Annotated in this window: 13 protein-coding genes; 3 read left to right on the top strand and 10 right to left on the bottom strand. The window is 61.0% G+C overall.

Annotated elements, in window-relative coordinates; all coding sequences use genetic code 11:
* Nucleotides 1–114: 114 nt before the first annotated feature.
* The 3 genes from TVB01_RS14215 to dcm all read right to left on the bottom strand — a co-directional run bounded on the left by TVB01_RS14215 (nt 115) and on the right by dcm (nt 4,547).
* Nucleotides 115–1,653, bottom strand: coding sequence for an HNH endonuclease signature motif containing protein (locus TVB01_RS14215; protein WP_422456562.1), 1,539 nt, complete (start codon nt 1,651–1,653; stop codon nt 115–117).
* 291 nt (nt 1,654–1,944) lie between these two features.
* Nucleotides 1,945–3,186 (bottom strand): type II restriction endonuclease, encoded by a 1,242-nt coding sequence (locus TVB01_RS14210; protein WP_422456561.1) that lies wholly within the window; start codon nt 3,184–3,186, stop codon nt 1,945–1,947.
* A 113-nt stretch (nt 3,187–3,299) separates the two neighbouring features.
* Entirely contained in the window at nt 3,300–4,547 is a 1,248-nt protein-coding gene (gene dcm / locus TVB01_RS14205) for a DNA (cytosine-5-)-methyltransferase (RefSeq protein ID WP_422456573.1), read from the bottom strand.
* An 804-nt stretch (nt 4,548–5,351) separates the two neighbouring features.
* Between dcm and TVB01_RS14200 the strand changes: the two genes are divergently transcribed.
* Nucleotides 5,352–5,876 carry a hypothetical protein gene (locus tag TVB01_RS14200; protein ID WP_422456560.1) on the top strand — a complete coding sequence of 175 codons (525 nt, stop codon included), beginning with the start codon at nt 5,352–5,354 and terminating at the stop codon, nt 5,874–5,876.
* 15 nt (nt 5,877–5,891) lie between these two features.
* On the opposite strand, the gene TVB01_RS14195 is transcribed toward TVB01_RS14200, so the two are convergent.
* A complete protein-coding gene (locus tag TVB01_RS14195; RefSeq protein ID WP_422456559.1) occupies nt 5,892–6,497 on the bottom strand; it encodes a hypothetical protein in 606 nt (201 codons plus the stop codon).
* A gap of 178 nt (nt 6,498–6,675) precedes the next feature.
* Between TVB01_RS14195 and TVB01_RS14190 the strand changes: the two genes are divergently transcribed.
* Both TVB01_RS14190 and TVB01_RS14185 read left to right on the top strand, forming a co-directional pair.
* A complete protein-coding gene (locus TVB01_RS14190) occupies nt 6,676–6,933 on the top strand; it encodes a hypothetical protein (protein ID WP_422456558.1) in 258 nt (85 codons plus the stop codon).
* Between the two features lie 274 nt (nt 6,934–7,207).
* Complete coding sequence (locus TVB01_RS14185; protein ID WP_422456557.1) at nt 7,208–9,319, top strand: FAD-dependent oxidoreductase; 2,112 nt, start codon at nt 7,208–7,210, stop codon at nt 9,317–9,319.
* A gap of 180 nt (nt 9,320–9,499) precedes the next feature.
* On the opposite strand, the gene TVB01_RS14180 is transcribed toward TVB01_RS14185, so the two are convergent.
* The 6 genes from TVB01_RS14180 to TVB01_RS14155 form a co-directional block, all read right to left on the bottom strand.
* Complete coding sequence (locus TVB01_RS14180; protein WP_422456556.1) at nt 9,500–9,772, bottom strand: DUF4352 domain-containing protein; 273 nt, start codon at nt 9,770–9,772, stop codon at nt 9,500–9,502.
* A 165-nt stretch (nt 9,773–9,937) separates the two neighbouring features.
* Nucleotides 9,938–11,488 carry a mycofactocin biosynthesis glycosyltransferase MftF gene (gene mftF, locus TVB01_RS14175; protein ID WP_422456555.1) on the bottom strand — a complete coding sequence of 517 codons (1,551 nt, stop codon included), beginning with the start codon at nt 11,486–11,488 and terminating at the stop codon, nt 9,938–9,940.
* Nucleotides 11,485–12,255 carry a mycofactocin biosynthesis peptidyl-dipeptidase MftE gene (gene mftE / locus TVB01_RS14170; protein WP_422456554.1) on the bottom strand — a complete coding sequence of 257 codons (771 nt, stop codon included), beginning with the start codon at nt 12,253–12,255 and terminating at the stop codon, nt 11,485–11,487. Before mftE ends, mftF begins: the two co-directional genes overlap by 4 nt.
* Complete coding sequence (mftD, locus tag TVB01_RS14165; RefSeq protein WP_422456553.1) at nt 12,248–13,453, bottom strand: pre-mycofactocin synthase MftD; 1,206 nt, start codon at nt 13,451–13,453, stop codon at nt 12,248–12,250. Before mftD ends, mftE begins: the two co-directional genes overlap by 8 nt.
* Nucleotides 13,454–13,487: 34 nt before the next feature.
* On the bottom strand, nt 13,488–14,468 hold the full coding sequence (locus TVB01_RS14160; RefSeq protein ID WP_422456552.1) for a vWA domain-containing protein: 981 nt from the start codon (nt 14,466–14,468) through the stop codon (nt 13,488–13,490).
* A gap of 6 nt (nt 14,469–14,474) precedes the next feature.
* On the bottom strand, nt 14,475–15,314 hold an 840-nt coding region (locus tag TVB01_RS14155), incomplete at its 5' end, for an AAA family ATPase (protein ID WP_422456551.1).

The following is a 15,314-nucleotide window of genomic DNA, read 5'->3' as shown; positions in this document are numbered from 1 at the left end:
CCGCCGACAAGTGCCACCTGTCTAGGTTTGCTTCCCGTGCAGAGTGCGGGCCTGGACGGGTGACATTTGCCGGAATGGTGGACGAGTTATGGTGCTCCGGTGGACGATGACCGGTCAATGGCTGCTGAACTCTTGCTGTAGAGAGATGTTGGAGTAGTTAGGGAATAACTTTTCCGTCCGCGATGGGGTGTTGGATCGAAGCGCCGCCAACTGATCCTCGTCTTTGGTGCTCCATGCGTCCCATCCACAGATAATGTCTATATATCCTTCTAGCCGCTCCTGCTTAACGTCGTTCAGTGGCGCGATGAAGAGTCTCTTCCAATCCTGTTTCAGAAATTGGCTCTGCAGTGCTGGCACAAGAATTGATTTCAGCCACCAACCGATGGCACCTTGCTTGAAGAACAGCCGAGCACGCCAAGTTTCTATATCCTCTTCCGAATCCTTGGCTTGCGGATTCCATTTTCCAGTAAGCATGTTTTCGGTTATACGATTAATTGCTTGCACAATAATCTCCCGTTCGGTTTCCCGTTCGATCGAATTGTCAAGAGGGACATCTAGTAGGTCTTGACAGACGAGCGGGCGGATAATTCTAGTGACGAGAACTGTATCCGTTAGCGGAAACCTTCGATCAAGTTTCTTGCTTAGATATTTTCTAATCTCTAAGTTCGGATCATCGAGAATGAGATACTCGAAGTTCCTCAGTAGGCGCTTCCTCAATTCGGCCTGTTGGTCGAGCGGTTGTGCGTTCACGAGTTGAATCTCGGACGGCACTCTTCCATCATGGTTGGTCTTGTACTCAGCGGCCTTGTCTCGGATCACGTCGTCGAGCTTTTTCAAGGTGTCTGTCGTGGACAGCGGACGTTTTTTGATCCCTTGCTGAATCTGGACAACGAGCTCCTGGATCATCGGAACACTGGGATTGAAGTAGAACTTCATCGGAACCTCGCGACGGCCCAACAAGACCTGCGCAGTCGTCTTGTGTTGCCCATCGAATTGCTTCAATTCAGCCAATCCGTTTCCCACAGGCACCAACCGGCAGTTACTGGGTTCATGTACCGGTCGACGGTCGAACTCGATGGCAAGGGTCCTGACGTGGTCGAATTCTATGAACCGAGGCTGGGTGTCTGAGTCATTCTGTATGTACTTCACGGGTACGCTCATGAAGAAGTACTTAGTCTCAGTCGCAGGGTCTACATAGACCGCAGCAGTGCGTTTGTCGGTTCCGAACGAGATCGTAACCTCGGAATCAGATAGATCGAAATCTACGCGTTGATTTCCCTCCGGGACGTACTTCTCAATGACTTCCTCGAAGGAACGTCGTGGCTTTGCGGTGCACCACCTTTCGAACCGAATAACCCTCGAAGCAATGTCGTAGGCAAGGTTTTGCCTTTTTCTGTTACAAGAACGATGCGCTAAGTAGAGGTTCTTGAGCTCGGTTGGCCCCTCCGATACACCGGCCTTGCGGGCTTTCATATGATCCACGTCTACCAAGGAACCATCGCCAGGCAACGGTTCATTGCACAGAGAGCAGCGTCCTTGAGACTTCATCCATAACGATTCGCGAGCGTCTGCTCGCTCTGACTCGGGAAGCTCATCACGAAGTCTTCTGGAGAGTTTGAACCCCTCCGGTACCGATAAGTTTGAAGTCGTCATGACAACAATGTATACGACCGGATAGGACCAACGTGAAGGCGTCAGCACAGCATATGACGGTGCTCCGAGTCAGCACCTAGACCCAGGACTGGCACCCACGCAAGATTGGTGCTGTATATTCCCCAGTACCCGACGGCTGAGTGCCCTCGCCCACCGTGCCCTAGTCGGGCAGGCGGCTAAGGCACGTCAGCATAGAAGTTCCGAGATGTTCGTAGCCATGGCTTTGGATCCCTAAGCGCCCGTGTAGGTACAGGGCCGCACGATAAATGCCCCTGTTCTTCAGCCCGTCTGTCAGAACAGCGCCGACGAGGGCATCCGGTCCCGCTCTCTCGCCATTTGTATGAAATCATCGACACTCATTATCCAGGCTCGCTGATGTGGCTTGTAGGCACGTTGCAAAGGGAGAGGGATAACCAATTGCAGTTTATTGTCCTTCATTTCGTCGGTTTGGGACGGACTTATCGGGCTTTCCAATGTCAGTAGATGCTTCCCATCTATCCGCTTCGCCTCGCTGAGGACTTGCCTCCACCTGTCTTTGCACGTGGTCTTCACCCCCAGCATCGTTAGGTTGAACTCTGAGAACTGGGAGTCCTTGTACTCGTTTATCCCGGGGAATATGAAGTCGGGGCGTGCACGATTTTCGGTCACCGGGTTGAACGAGTGACGAAGGTTCATGGCGCGGAACAGAGCGATTAGTTGGTTCTCGAGCCCCTTCCCGGCACGGCTTTTGCGCCTATTATGCAGTGACAACGACACCTCGATGAAGCTATCCACATCCACTCTTCCATGACGGTAGAGAGTTCCAAGGGCGTCAGTGGCGAGATGACGTTCTAAAGTTCGAAAGAGCAGCTCTTCTTGCTCGAGCCACGCCATCAGAACGTTGTCGGGGTTCTCTGTGGGGTCCATATCGGGGAGAGTCGAACGCGCAAACGCGCCAAACTCGGCTGAAGTTGGGAATCGAGGACCGAACTTTTCCAAAAGTTTGTCGAGCCAGTCGTCGTTGCGAGGTTCAATAGCAAGACCCAACATGTCCAGAAGGTACAACGCTGTGAGGCTTAAACCCTGTCCATTGCGCAACTCGGAACGGACCGAAAATCCTTTGTGTTCCAAGACATTTGTGCCGAACAACCAATCCAGCTGAGCCGCGATGCTTGATCCCGATGGGGCAACAATGAACAAGACACCGTGTGATTTCTGCTTAGCGATAAAGACAACATCGCCAGGTTGGGCATTCTTCATCGCGTCGACAGAAGCAGGGTAGTACAGGCGGTATTCTGACCTCTTCGGGGTGTTGGCCCGGGCATCGTAAAACGTGAGAGTGCCGTCTTCAGTGAAGGGCTCGTCTACCTGGTCAGACATCCTTAGAAAGCGTGTAGGAATGATCAATCTCTCGGCGGGACGCCCGAATAACGCTTGCAGCGCCTTGACCCCGTCCAGTTCGTGTTGATTTGAACTGCGTCCGACAGTTTCCACTGTGCTCAGGATTTTGGCAGCTACTCCATCGAAATGATCAGCCAAGTCACCGAAGTTCACTTATTCCCCCAACTAAAAGTGGTGCTAGAGAGCCCCACGCGCTGCGTCGCGTTGCGCTGCGCATCAAACGCACCGCAACGCGTGGAGCTCGAGCCTAGCCGACGTCGCTCAACTCACGCCGATAGCAGCGCAGCCGTAGCCTGATTTTGAACAATTTTCTGTACGTGTGGAGTCATAATTCGCGCAACTTCGGTCATCACCGGCGTTACGACACTGTTGCCAAACTGCTTGTACGCCTGCGTGTCGCTGACCGGAATCCTGAAGGTGTCGTCGTAACCCATGAGACGCGCACATTCACGTGGCGTCAGCCTGCGAGGCCGCATTCCCTCTTGAGCGACTAAGATCTCGGAGCCATCCTTGTAGTACCGAGCAGACAATGTACGAGTCGTTCCCATTGGATGCACTAGACCGAAGCCGAATCCATTACCTGCGGCCTTGTGCTTGGCAGCATAGGCTTGCAGGTAGGCCCACAACTTCGGCGTAAGAGTGTATTTGGGTTGCACCTGCGCACTTTCGTGGTCAAAGAAACGATCTCCATCCCATTCGAGGAGAGGTTCGGTGCCGTCAGTCTTGTGCAAGATTGTGTGGAGCTTGGGGCCTACCGGTGGAATCTCAAGGTCTTCCCAGCTAAAGTCTGTAGGTTCACGGAACCCGACGATGATTATCCGTTCCCTGTGCTGAGGGGTGAAATTAATGGCGTCGATGACCTTCGCATGAACTTCGTAGCCGAGTTCCTCTTGAAGAGTTTCCATAATCACAGCGAATGTGCGTCCCTTGTCATGCGACCGGAGATTCTTAACGTTTTCAAGCATGAAGGCCGCGGGACGTTTTTCATTGATTATGCGCGCGACGTCAAAAAACAAGGTCCCTTGAGTCGCGTCCTCGAAGCCATGCAACCGACCCAAAGAGTTCTTCTTACTCACGCCGGCGATGGAGAAGGGCTGACAGGGGAAGCCGCCTAAGAGAACGTCGTGGTCTGGCACCTCCTCGGCAGGAAACGGTTGGATGTCGCCCACAAACGTGTGGGATCCATCCTGGTCATCTGGGAAGTTTGTCAGGTAGGTCTTTTCTGCGTACTTGTTCCATTCGCTGGTGAAGACACAGCGACCCCCATGAGATTCAAAGCCTTTCCGGATTCCGCCTATCCCTGCAAAAAGATCGATGAACTTGAATTCGTCTCCAGCTTCGGAGGTTCGGAGACCCAGCAATTCCTTTAATGCTGGTGCAAGCATCGTTGGGCACGCTGTCTCACCGCTCTCCCAGCGTGCCACGGTCCGATCGGAGACGTCGAGCTGTTCCGCGAGCTGCCTCTGCGTGTACCGAGCGCGTGCTTGTACGAGGAGTGTGTTTACGTTGTTCATCATGTCCTTACTGGGTAGTTCACCTGACATTCTGTCGCATAAATGACCCAGAGAAGAATCGCCGCGCCGCGTATGGGGGCATTCGGTGCCAGTCCTGGTCACTTCGGCAGCATGCCACGTGCCTCTGACATGCGGGCCTCTACCGGGGGCGTCCCCACTGGCCAACCTTTGCCCGGGTCTTCTGCAAGCGACCTACATTGCGGACTCTGCAGATGGCAGGGATCCCACGCGAGCCGTACTTGCAGGGCTAAGATGTCCACTCCCTGCAAGGGCCGCGACGTGACATTGTCGCCAGCGCGGTCACACGGTCATTGCCATTGGTGGACCGCCGTAGCCGCTTGAATGCACATCCGGGCCCAGCTGACCTTCCGGTAGCCGACAAAGAGGCCCCGCACGAGACTCAGAAGCGCTGCACTGTCTGCTCGTTCGCCAAACTGCTGATCTCGAGTATGGGACCCGATGAGGGACGTCGGCACTCCGCACGCGGATTGAGGAGTGCAGCTTTGGGGAGATAGCTATGGTGATTATGGGGCAAACACATGCTCGCGAACCCTAGAAATGCCTAGGGGTGCGCAGAAAGAGCCGGCACAAGCCCAGAAAATATGTCGTCTCTGGACTGGTTAGCTCAGTTCGCAAATAGAGTGAGAGCGCTAACGACGCGCCCGTCACCGATGACCTGCTTGAAGACAATCTCGTAACTTCTGCGCCCGATTTTGCCCGATTACCCCAACGCTGCAGGACGAAATATGATGTCCACCAATGGTGAGTCCTGAACGGGTGACTCGAAGATGTAAAGGATGGCCCATGGGCTCTGTTGCGAAGATTACGAAGGTCCTCTCCAAAAACGATGCTGGTGAAGGGACCAAAAGAGGGCATGGAGTCCTGATCCCGAAGGACCCGGTCTTTCAGTCCTTCTTTCCGGCCCTGGATGCTTCTGAAGAGAATCCTTCAAGCCCACTCGAGTGCACAGATGCAAGGAGTGGACAACGGGTGGACCTCGTTTACAGGTACTACAACAAGACCAAGAACGAGTTCAGGGTGACTGGAATTACGAAGTATCTTCATGACAACGGCGCCGTGACCGGTTCGCGTTTGTCATTCTCGAAAAATGCGAATGGAGACTACGTTATTGATCTAGAGTCGCCCGGCGGGAATGGGGGTTCGGGGGCGATAGCAGTTTCTGGACTTCAGGAAGATGAGCCGGCGTCGCTTCCCAAGCCAGGTCTGCCTTTGGTTGATTCGGTTGCTACTCCGAAACGTAGGCTCAGGATTGGTATGGATCTCGCGCTGTCCATTGTCAAGGGTTGGGAGGTAAGTGAATCCATTTAGTTCGGCCCTTCCCACCTATCTGCGCCTTTTGTGGAAATGATCAGAGTGATTGTCTTGGGTGGCGAATTTTCCCTCACTCCGCGGCTGGAGGTCGAGCAGCAACGTAGCAATATCGGGTAACTTCTCAAAGATTTCGTCCGTGTTGAAGGCGGTATTTGCTGCCCCATCAGGGTGCTCATCGAATAGGTCAGTTAGTTCTTTAAGTTTTTCGACCAAGCTCTTGACTTTGTTTTGCAGCAGGCGTCCCTGGTTGGGATCTGAATCATTGACCAAGGTGGCAGTCATTGCAGAAAGAGTGAATAGTTCGAACTCGAGGTTGCCGAGCATACGAGAGCGGCTGGATGTGGACTCGTCCTCTCGCAGGTCAACCAAGTCCCGAGCAATCCTGCGCACCTGATCGAGCGCTTCACGTTGATTCGAGAGGAGTCGTTGCTTCCGTGACGAATCGATTTCAAAGTTGAATTGTTCCTGCAGATGCTCACTTTGTTTTTTTATTTGTGTATCGAAGTGTGCCGTCTGCAGCCTCATCTGTTTTCCGTACCAGAGGGATTCAACGATGCATGTCGTGATGATGCCGATAGCGCTGACGAGTACGGCCCAAATTTCCAAATTGTTTCCCACAGATGTTCCGTTCCAAGTCGACTGTGTCCAGCTTCTGTCAATGATCATATAAGGCTAGTTGGGTCAGGGCGTAACCGGGAATAATTTGCATGATGACTCCCGTAATAAAGCCTTCCCAAGAGAATTCAGTTCATATATGCATGGCTGTCCCAGTCACCAATGGGCTTTAGAAGTCACGATGGCGTTGCCACCCGACGCCGGAACGGATTCGAGAATGATCCGCCGGCAAATCTTCCGAGCCCGAATTGCGGCCAGGGTCGTCAGCTTCCACGACGCCACCGAGGTTATGGTCGGCGCCTCAATGGACGCGACGATTTCCTTGAAGCTAACACCACCATGGTCCATCTTCTGCGGCGCGGCAGCAGACTTCGCAGACTATGTCCAGTGGGATGCCAATGAAGACGTTTTCCTGCGTAACGTCGAGGTCCAGCGCTAAGGCAGAGGAAGCCCAGCGCCCGGCGCAGCATCAGGCGGAGGAAGCCGCGGGCTACGAATGGAAAGACAAGCTGACCGCCGTGATGGGGGTGACGCGAGCTGCGAGTGACCTGACCGCCGGCATGCGTGGGGTTAGCACTGCGCCCACACAGACACCTGCACGAACGTCATAAACCAAGGGTGCGCCGCTGCCGCCTACACCTGTCGTAGAGAACACATCCCAGCACCCACAAATCCGTGTTTACGGTGTAAACAAGACGACTAAAATTCGAAGCATGAGCACCAAAACGTTCCCGCACCTGATGGCCACCGGCCGCATTGGTCCGATGGAAACCCCCAACCGCATCGTCCTGCCGGCCATGGACATGAACGTCTCCGAGCACGGCGAAATTGAACAGACCGAGATTGACCATTACGTGGCCCGCGCCAAAGGCGGTGCAGGTCTGATCATCACCGGAGCCTGCGCCATCGCCTTCCCGCACGGCGCCGCCTCCATGAAAGAGCCCGGCCTCTCGGATGACAAATACATTCCCGGCCTGAAAGCCCTCGCAGACGCGATCCACGCAGCGGGCAGCAGGCTCTGCATCCAGTCCACGCACCACGGCAAAGTCGCCCGCGTGGACGTCGCCAATGACCGGCCCGTCCTTGCACCGAACCCTCAGGACTACACGTACGACATGTCCGCCCTGGCCGACAGCACCCGGGAAGAACTGGGCAAGATGGGCGCCGCCACCGCCGGTAAGCAGACCACCTTCAAGGAAATGACCCACGAGGACATCGACTGGCTCATCAAAACCTGGGCCGACGCTGCCGAACGCATCGCCAAGGCCGGAGCCGACGCGATCGAAATCCACGCCGCGCACGGCTACATCCTGGGCGTCTTCCTGAACCAACGGGACAACAAGCGCACCGACGCCTACGGCGGATCCCTCGCCAACCGCGCCCGCCTGGCCTGCGAGGTCATCGCCGCCGTCAAAGCACGCGTCGGGGACAAGCTGGCCATCCTGGTCCGCGTCGCCGGCGAAGAGTACGGACAGGAAGGCGGCCTCACCCTCCCCGAAGCCATCGAGGCCTCCAAGCTGTTCGAAGAAGCCGGAGCGGATGCCATCCACGTCACCGGCTGGGGACGCAACCCGTTCGACAACTTCACCGACGGCCCGCTGCCCAACAAGGTTGGCGCCTACCTGGAGAACGCCGCAGCGGTGAAGAAGAACGTGAACGTTCCCGTCATCGCCGTCGGCCGTATGCTCCCGGAGATCTCCGAAAAAGCCATCGCCGCAGGCCAGATCGACTACGCCGCCATGGGCCGCCAACTGCTCGCCGACCCCGAACTGCCCAACAAGCTCCGCGACGGCAAATTCGACCAGGTGCGCCCCTGCATCAACTGCTACCTCTGCGTCGCGGAGAACTTCTTCGACGACACCCCCTTCTGCGCCGTCAACCCGGCACTGGGCAACGAAGCCGTGCTTCCGCTCAAGCCCGCCTCACAGGCCAAGCACGTGCTCGTCGTCGGCGCCGGCCCCGCAGGGCTGGAAAGTGCACGCGTACTCACCGAACGCGGCCACCGCGTCACCGTGATCGACAAGTCCGACCGCCTGGGCGGCACCATGTGGTTCTCCACCATGACGACGCCGGACAACGAGCGCCTGCTGCGCTGGTTCAAGGCTGAGATCAAGCGGCTGCGCATCGCCGTCAAACTGAACACCCCGGCCACCGTGGAAACCATCCGCGCGCTGAACCCGGACCACGTCATCGTCGCCACCGGCGCCGTCCGCCCCAAGCCCGACTTCCCGGGCGGCGACCTGCCGATCGTGCAGACCGGCGACACCCTGCGCGCCATGATGCTCGGCACCGCCACCGCTGAGGAAGCCGGCGCCGTACTGAGCACCCTGGGCAAGATGGGCCGGCTCTCCGGCGTGACCAAGAGCCCCGAGTTCGTCCGCCAGTTCACCAAATTCTGGCTGCCCATGGGCAAGGACGTCGTAGTGATCGGCGGCTCCCTGGTGGGCCTGGAACTGGCCGAATTCCTCGCCGAACGCGGACGCCGCGTCACCCTGCTGCACGAAAAGCAGCAGCTCGGCCTGCCGCTGGCCATGCCGCGCCGCTGGACCGCCGTCAGCGACGCCAAGAAGCACGGCGTGCAGATCCACCGCAACGCCGTGATCACCCGCATCACCGAGAAGTCCGTGGAATGGACGGTGGGGGAGGAGTCCTTCTCCGCACCTGCCGCCATGGTGGTCTACGCAGACGGCACGACGTCGGCAGCCCCCCTCGCGGATGAGCTGCGGGATGCGGGCATCCCCTGCGACGTCGTTGGTGACGCCGGCGCGGTCAACTACATCCACGGTGCGATCCACTCGTCGTGGAAGGTGACTGCGGAGCTCTAGGCTGGCCGCCGCTGCCGGGCCGACCTGACCTAGGGCGGCCCGGCAGGAAGAACCTGACACTTCGCTAAGTAACCCGGGTTTTCCTGGATCCGCTGATCTGTCACGGACCTGGCATCCAAGACTACGACGTCGGCGCGCCGCGGTTTCCAGGCCGTTGACCCGAGGGCGTGACCCTTCCGGTCAGAGGGTGTTGATCCATGCGCCCCGGTCCGAGAAGAACGAGAATATGGGCTCGTAGAGAACGATGTATTCTCCACTTGTCCCCGCTTCGTTGTCGAAGCAGACGTCGCCGGTAGCGGTGCCTCCCGGTGCCACTTCGCCACCCGTGAGCAGATTGGGGCTCCCTGTCAGGCTGGTGTTGCTGATGGTTACTGATGGATCTTGGAGTTTCCAGCTCAGGGCGCTGAAGCTGATCGTTTCATCCGAGTCGTTCTGGATAGTGCTGTCGAACATAAGGTTGGACCCAGAGTCGAATCGCCGGGAGCCAGCGCCGTCGACGTGACGGTGACATCCCCAGTACCAAGGACTCGCCTGCCTGATCTATCACATAACCGTCTTCCGCCCCAGGGAATGCGGGTTGGGTCACAGGAACTCCAAACATCGAAAGGCTTGACGAAACTATACGGTGCTTGCGTCAGCGGCCGGGAGACTTTGCACTCTGGGTTCGGGAGCAGAGCTGGTCGGGCTGGATTTCCGTCTCCTATTCGAAGCCTGTTTTCTCTCAGGCAGCCCGGTGATCTCCGGAATCAATGCCCCCGCTGACCGGCCACGGACCGCGCCCAGCCACACCCCGGCACCGTAGGCCAGATCATCCAGCCGGCGGGCCAGCCCAAACCGGACAATGTCCAGGTCCGGGCGGATACGCACATACTCAACAACGACGTCGGCAGCAGCGGCAGCCAGCACAGCCCGCCTCATGCGCCGGGAGACCAGGCAGCCAGCCGCGGCGGCCGGCCACCAGTGCCGCAGCAACAGGGCCGACCCCTGGTCGAGGGACGCCAGCACACCCTGGCCCGTCAGGCGGAGGGCGAACGGCAGGGGACGGGGAGCGCGCTTCAGTTTGGCGGCCAGCCGCAGGGCGGTTATGCCGGACAGGCATGCTGCCACGGGAACGGACCAGCGCCGCTGCGCCAGCAGCGCAACGAGCATGGACGCACTCCACGGAGCCAGGACGGCGGGGGCAACATTGCGGCCGTGCCGACGGGCCAGTTCATGTGCTCCGGTTCCGTAGAACGCCTTGCGGGCCAGCCATGGAACAAGGGACTGCCGGTGGTCGTGCCGCACAGCAACGGCTGCGTCGTACCGGACCCGCCAGCCGCGGCCGATCAAACTCCAGACCAGGTCCACGTCCTCAGCCACCCGCAGTCCGGCGCTAAAGCCCGAGCCGAGAGCCTCCACCCGGGCAACAACACAGGCCGCCGGCAGCCAGGACACTGTGCCCCGCCGCTGGACCAGCGCAGACCGGGGGCCCAAATCCAGGGAGGACCGGGCTGCCTCGTACCTGCCAATCCAGCCCGAACCTCCGGCCGCGCCGGGACTGTCTGGAGCAGTGTCCAGTGCCCGAATCCTCGGCGCCACGAGGGCAACCTGCGGATCAGCAAAGTGGCGCATCATCGCGTCCACGGTTCCGGCCTCCAGCACCACATCCGAATCAACGAACGCCACCAGGGGAGTGAGGACCCGGCGCAGTCCGGCGTTCCGTGCTTCGGCCGGGCCCACGTTGACGGCGAGCGGAACATACTCCGCGCCATGGGAGGCAGCAGTGCGTGCAATGGCATCCGGATCTGCCGACGCGTCGTCAACCACAATCACCCGTTTGCCGGATCCGATGCTGACCAGCAGACGGTCCAGGGCCGCCGGCCGGTTCCGGACCGGAACCACATACGTGATGCTGTCCGGGGCCGGTGTATCAACCCCCTCGAAGACCGGTTCAGCCAGGCCGTAGCCCAGCAGTTTCTCCGCCAGCTTCCGGGAGGCCGGGTCGCGAACTGCGACCTCCCCACCGGCCAGCAGCTCCCGCGCCGCCGGGCCTGGAAACAGGACCCGGACCGGTGAACTGCCGCTGAGGACGGTACGGTCTCCGTTGATCCGCACGGTCGGTGAGAGCCGGATCCGGAACCCGTCGGGAAGCCCGGGGAGCGGCGTCCCTTCTGGCGGCGGCCCGCTCACCGCACGGCCCCCGGGACGGACACCGCATCCGACAAAGGCTGCAGACGGCCATACCCGTCAGCCTCGCCCTGCAGCCGCCGGAGCACATCCCCGACGGCGCCGCGCAGCAGCGCCGCCCCCTCCCCGGCACTGGCGCCCGCCGGATCACCCAGCACACCGTTAGGCGACACTGACTGCACCCCGCCGCCAACCATCGCGGGCATCAGGTCCGCCACCGGGGCCGTGTTGCCGCGCTCCGCCCGGTCCAGCAGTACCCGTTCCGGTGCAAGATGCAGCATCAGCGAGGTCTCCGTCCGCCCGGCATGCGCATCCGCGCCGTCGAACCGGCAGTGCACCCACCCGACCCGGTGCCCTTCCTCGATGAGCTGGGGCACGGCTCGGGCCAGAGACTGCACATTCCCGCCATGGGCGTTCACAAACACCACGCTTCCGGCCCAGCTGGAGAGTGACCGGACCAGCTCCACCAGCACCGTTCCCAGAGCCTCCTGGCCAATGGACACCGTGCCGGGAAAGTGCTGGTGCTCACCGCTCGCACCGTAAGACAAGGCAGGGGCTACGACGGCGGCCGGCTCGCTGCCGTCCGCCGAACGGGGCCACTCCGCGGCAGCGTTCGCTACGGCAGCGGCGATCACGGTATCCGTGTCCAGCGGCAGGTGCGGACCGTGCTGCTCCGTGGACCCCACGGGAACCAGGACCACCGGCCGCGCCGGAACCTGCGGCCAAGCCCGTGCCGTGAGGGACGGGCGGGCCGCTTTCGGCTCAGCCAACGTCGGATTCCCGCATGGACAGCGGCAGGCCCAGCGTGCGGCTGAAACCGGGCGGGATCACAAGGTCCGCCTGGCTGAGCTCGTGGACGGAGGAATGGCCCAGCCCGCGCAGGGCAGAACCCAGTCCGCCGCGCAGGATGTCGAGCACGTTCTCCACTCCGCCCTGCCCGTTGGCTGCCAGGCCCCACAGGTAGGCCCGGCCAATCATGACGGCGCGAGCACCCATCGACAGGGCCTTGGCGACGTCGCTGCCGCGGCGGACACCGCCGTCGAGCAGTACTTCCACCTGATCCCCTACGGCTTCCGCCACCGTCGGGAGGATCCGGATGGTGGCGGGGGTGCCGTCCAGGTTGTTGCCGCCATGGTTAGACACCGAGATGGCCGTGACTCCTGCATCCACGGCCCGGCGTGCGTCATCGACACGGGAAACGCCCTTCAGCATCATCGGTCCGCCCCATTCCTTGCGAAGCCATTCCACGTCTTCCCAGGTGGGAGGCGGGGTCTGCATCCATTCTCCGTAGGCACCGAAGAACGTGGGAGGGGTACCGCCGGGAGGAGCCAGGTTCGGAACGGTGAGATCGGGCAGCTTGCCGGACCGGACAAAGTCCAGCAGCCAGGCCGGACGGGGCAGGACCTCCGGGGCCAGCCGCGCCATGGCTTTGACGGTGACCTTGTCCGGGATGGTGGGGCTGCCCCAGTCCCGGCCGTTGGAGAAGGACCAGTCCAGCGTGGAGATCAGACCGACTGCACCGGCTTCACGGGCACGGTCCATCCGCTGGACCATTGCTTCCCGGGTTCCGCTCCAGTACATCTGGAAAAAGACCGGCGCCCCTGCGGCGGCAACGTCTTCCACGGATTTGCTGGCGAAGGAGCTGAGGCCCATCACGGTTCCACGGCTGGCGGCTGCCCGGGCGACGGCGACCTCTCCGTCCGGATGGACCGCCTGCACCCCTGTCGGGGAAATGATCACCGGCAGGGAGATTTCCTGGCCCATCACGGTAGTAGTCATGTCCCAGCTGGAGGACATCCCCACCACATGCGGCGCGAAGCCCAGCTCAGAGTATGCGGCAATGTTGTCCTCTACCGTGACGCCCCGTTCCGAGCCGGCCACCAACGCCCCGTACACGGAGCGGGGGAGTTTCTTTTTGGCGCGGCGCTGGGCTTCGGCAACGGTTTCAAACCACGGATTCCTGAACATGGCACTGCCTTTCTTCGTTGGTTCGGCACAGTCCTCATGAGTCGAAGATCTGCCCGACGGCGGGAGCAATGTCCCGGTACGTGCGGATTTGCCGGGCCTGCCCGCGGCCGGCGCGGGCAAGTTCACGGCCCAGTTCGACGTCGGTTTCGGCGCTGATGTCAATCAGCACGTCCAGCCGCGGCAGCCGGGCGGCGACCAGCCGCGGATCGGGGCCGGCATTGTGGACGCAATCTGAGAGAAGCAGGACCCGGGCATCCCGGACCGGTATCCGGGACAGTTCCTTGAGCGCCAGTTCCAGGGGGAAGCTGATGTTGGTCAGTCCCCGGGCAGGCATCCGGAGCAGCGTGTCGAGCAGTTCCACCGGCTTCAGCTCGCCGCCCAGAGGAAGCAGCCGCGCGGCGTCGGACCAGAACGCGATGACACCCACGGCATCACGGTGCAGTTCGGAAGCCAGCGCACCGACGGCGGCGGCCGCTGTCTGGAGCCTTTCACCCTTCATGGAGCCCGAGACGTCCACGGCCAGGATCACGGAACGGCGGGTGCGGATACGTTCCCGGACAATGATGTCCTCATCCTCCGGAACGGGGCGTTCAGCCAGCAGTTCCAGGGTCCGGTCCAGATCAATCTCATCGCTGCCCCCGCGGTAGGGGACGCTGGCCAGCGTCCCGCTGCCCCGGTGGGCCGAGGGGTCCCGCCGTGCCCGGCGCACGGCGAGACGGGCGCTGATTTGCAGCATCCGCCTCCGAACCGCCGGATCAACCGGCAGGTCAGAGACGCCGGCGGTTACCAGGTCAGCGGTGTCGTCGGTGAAACCCGGTTTTGAGGCTCCGGGCGTTTTAGCGGCCGCAGGGTTGCGGCGACGGGAAGGCAGGGCCCGGATGACCGCCCCGCCGCTGCCCGGAACCGGCTCAAACACCGTGGGTTCCTCGGACAGCTTCTTGGGTGTGCGGCGCAGCGGATTCCTGGTCTGCGGGCGCCGGCTGCTGCGACGTGCCAAGGGTGAGTCGGCGGCCACTTCTCTTCATCCGGGTGCCGCCGCGGCCGGATTAAGCAGGAAATGGTCCTCCCAGATCTCCCGGAGCACACGCTCGGGAACCGTTTCTGCCGCTTCGTCGAGGTGGATCCGGCCGGAGAGGGCGACGACCATCGCGTCGTAAACCATCCCGGCGTAGTCCTGGTCTCCGGGTCCCGTGATGCCGCGCAGGCCTGCCAGCTGCAGGGCAACCAGGACACAGTCGATCGCGCCGCGCACGCTGGAACCCTGCCGGATGTCCGGATGTTCCCTGGTCGCACGGGTGACGGCCACGGCGTCGGCCGTCAAAGCCTCCCCCAAGTGGCCTGAGGCCTCGGTGCGAAGCGTGACGATCCCGCGCTCGGCGTCGTCGTCCTGGTACCCAATGGCAAGCCGGTTCAGCCGGTCGTGCACGGACGTGGAAAGCCGGGTGGTTCCCACATTGTCGTAGGGGTTCATGGAGGCGATGACCCGGAACGTGGGCAGCGCAGTGAAGCTGCCTACCCGGGGCACGGCGATGGATCGGTCAGCCATGGCGGTGAGGAGGGTGTTCAAGGTGTCTTCGGGGGCACGGTTGAATTCCTCGATGTAGAGGAACCCGCCGGTCTGCATGGCTTCCACCAGCGCCCCGGCCACGAAGTTGTCCGCACTGTAGTCCTCGCGCAGTACCCGGGCGGGGTTGTGGTGGCCCACCAGCTTGGCCGGCGTGAGGTCGGCGTTGCCTTCAACGAAGAGCAGCGGGATTCCCCATTCCTCCGTGATGGCCCGCAGCATGGTGGTTTTGCTGGTGCCCGGCGGTCCTTCCAGCACAATGTCCCGGCCGGCCGCGACGGGGGGGCGCGCGGGGGG

This window comes from Arthrobacter sp. 7Tela_A1 (assembly GCF_049311065.1).
Lineage (GTDB): Bacteria > Actinomycetota > Actinomycetes > Actinomycetales > Micrococcaceae > Arthrobacter_B.
Note: the sequence above shows the minus strand (reverse complement) of the source record. Positions and strands in the feature narration are given on the sequence as shown.

Excerpts from the sequence above, each read along its gene's own strand:
- TVB01_RS14215 (WP_422456562.1), bottom strand. The coding sequence starts at position 1,653 with ATGACGACTTCAAACTTATCGGTACCGGAGGGGTTCAAACTCTCCAGA.
- dcm (WP_422456573.1), bottom strand. The coding sequence starts at position 4,547 with ATGAACAACGTAAACACACTCCTCGTACAAGCACGCGCTCGGTACACG.
- TVB01_RS14200 (WP_422456560.1), top strand. The coding sequence starts at position 5,352 with ATGGGCTCTGTTGCGAAGATTACGAAGGTCCTCTCCAAAAACGATGCT.
- TVB01_RS14190 (WP_422456558.1), top strand. The coding sequence starts at position 6,676 with ATGGCGTTGCCACCCGACGCCGGAACGGATTCGAGAATGATCCGCCGG.
- TVB01_RS14185 (WP_422456557.1), top strand. The coding sequence starts at position 7,208 with ATGAGCACCAAAACGTTCCCGCACCTGATGGCCACCGGCCGCATTGGT.
- TVB01_RS14180 (WP_422456556.1), bottom strand. The coding sequence starts at position 9,772 with ATGTTCGACAGCACTATCCAGAACGACTCGGATGAAACGATCAGCTTC.
- mftD (WP_422456553.1), bottom strand. The coding sequence starts at position 13,453 with ATGTTCAGGAATCCGTGGTTTGAAACCGTTGCCGAAGCCCAGCGCCGC.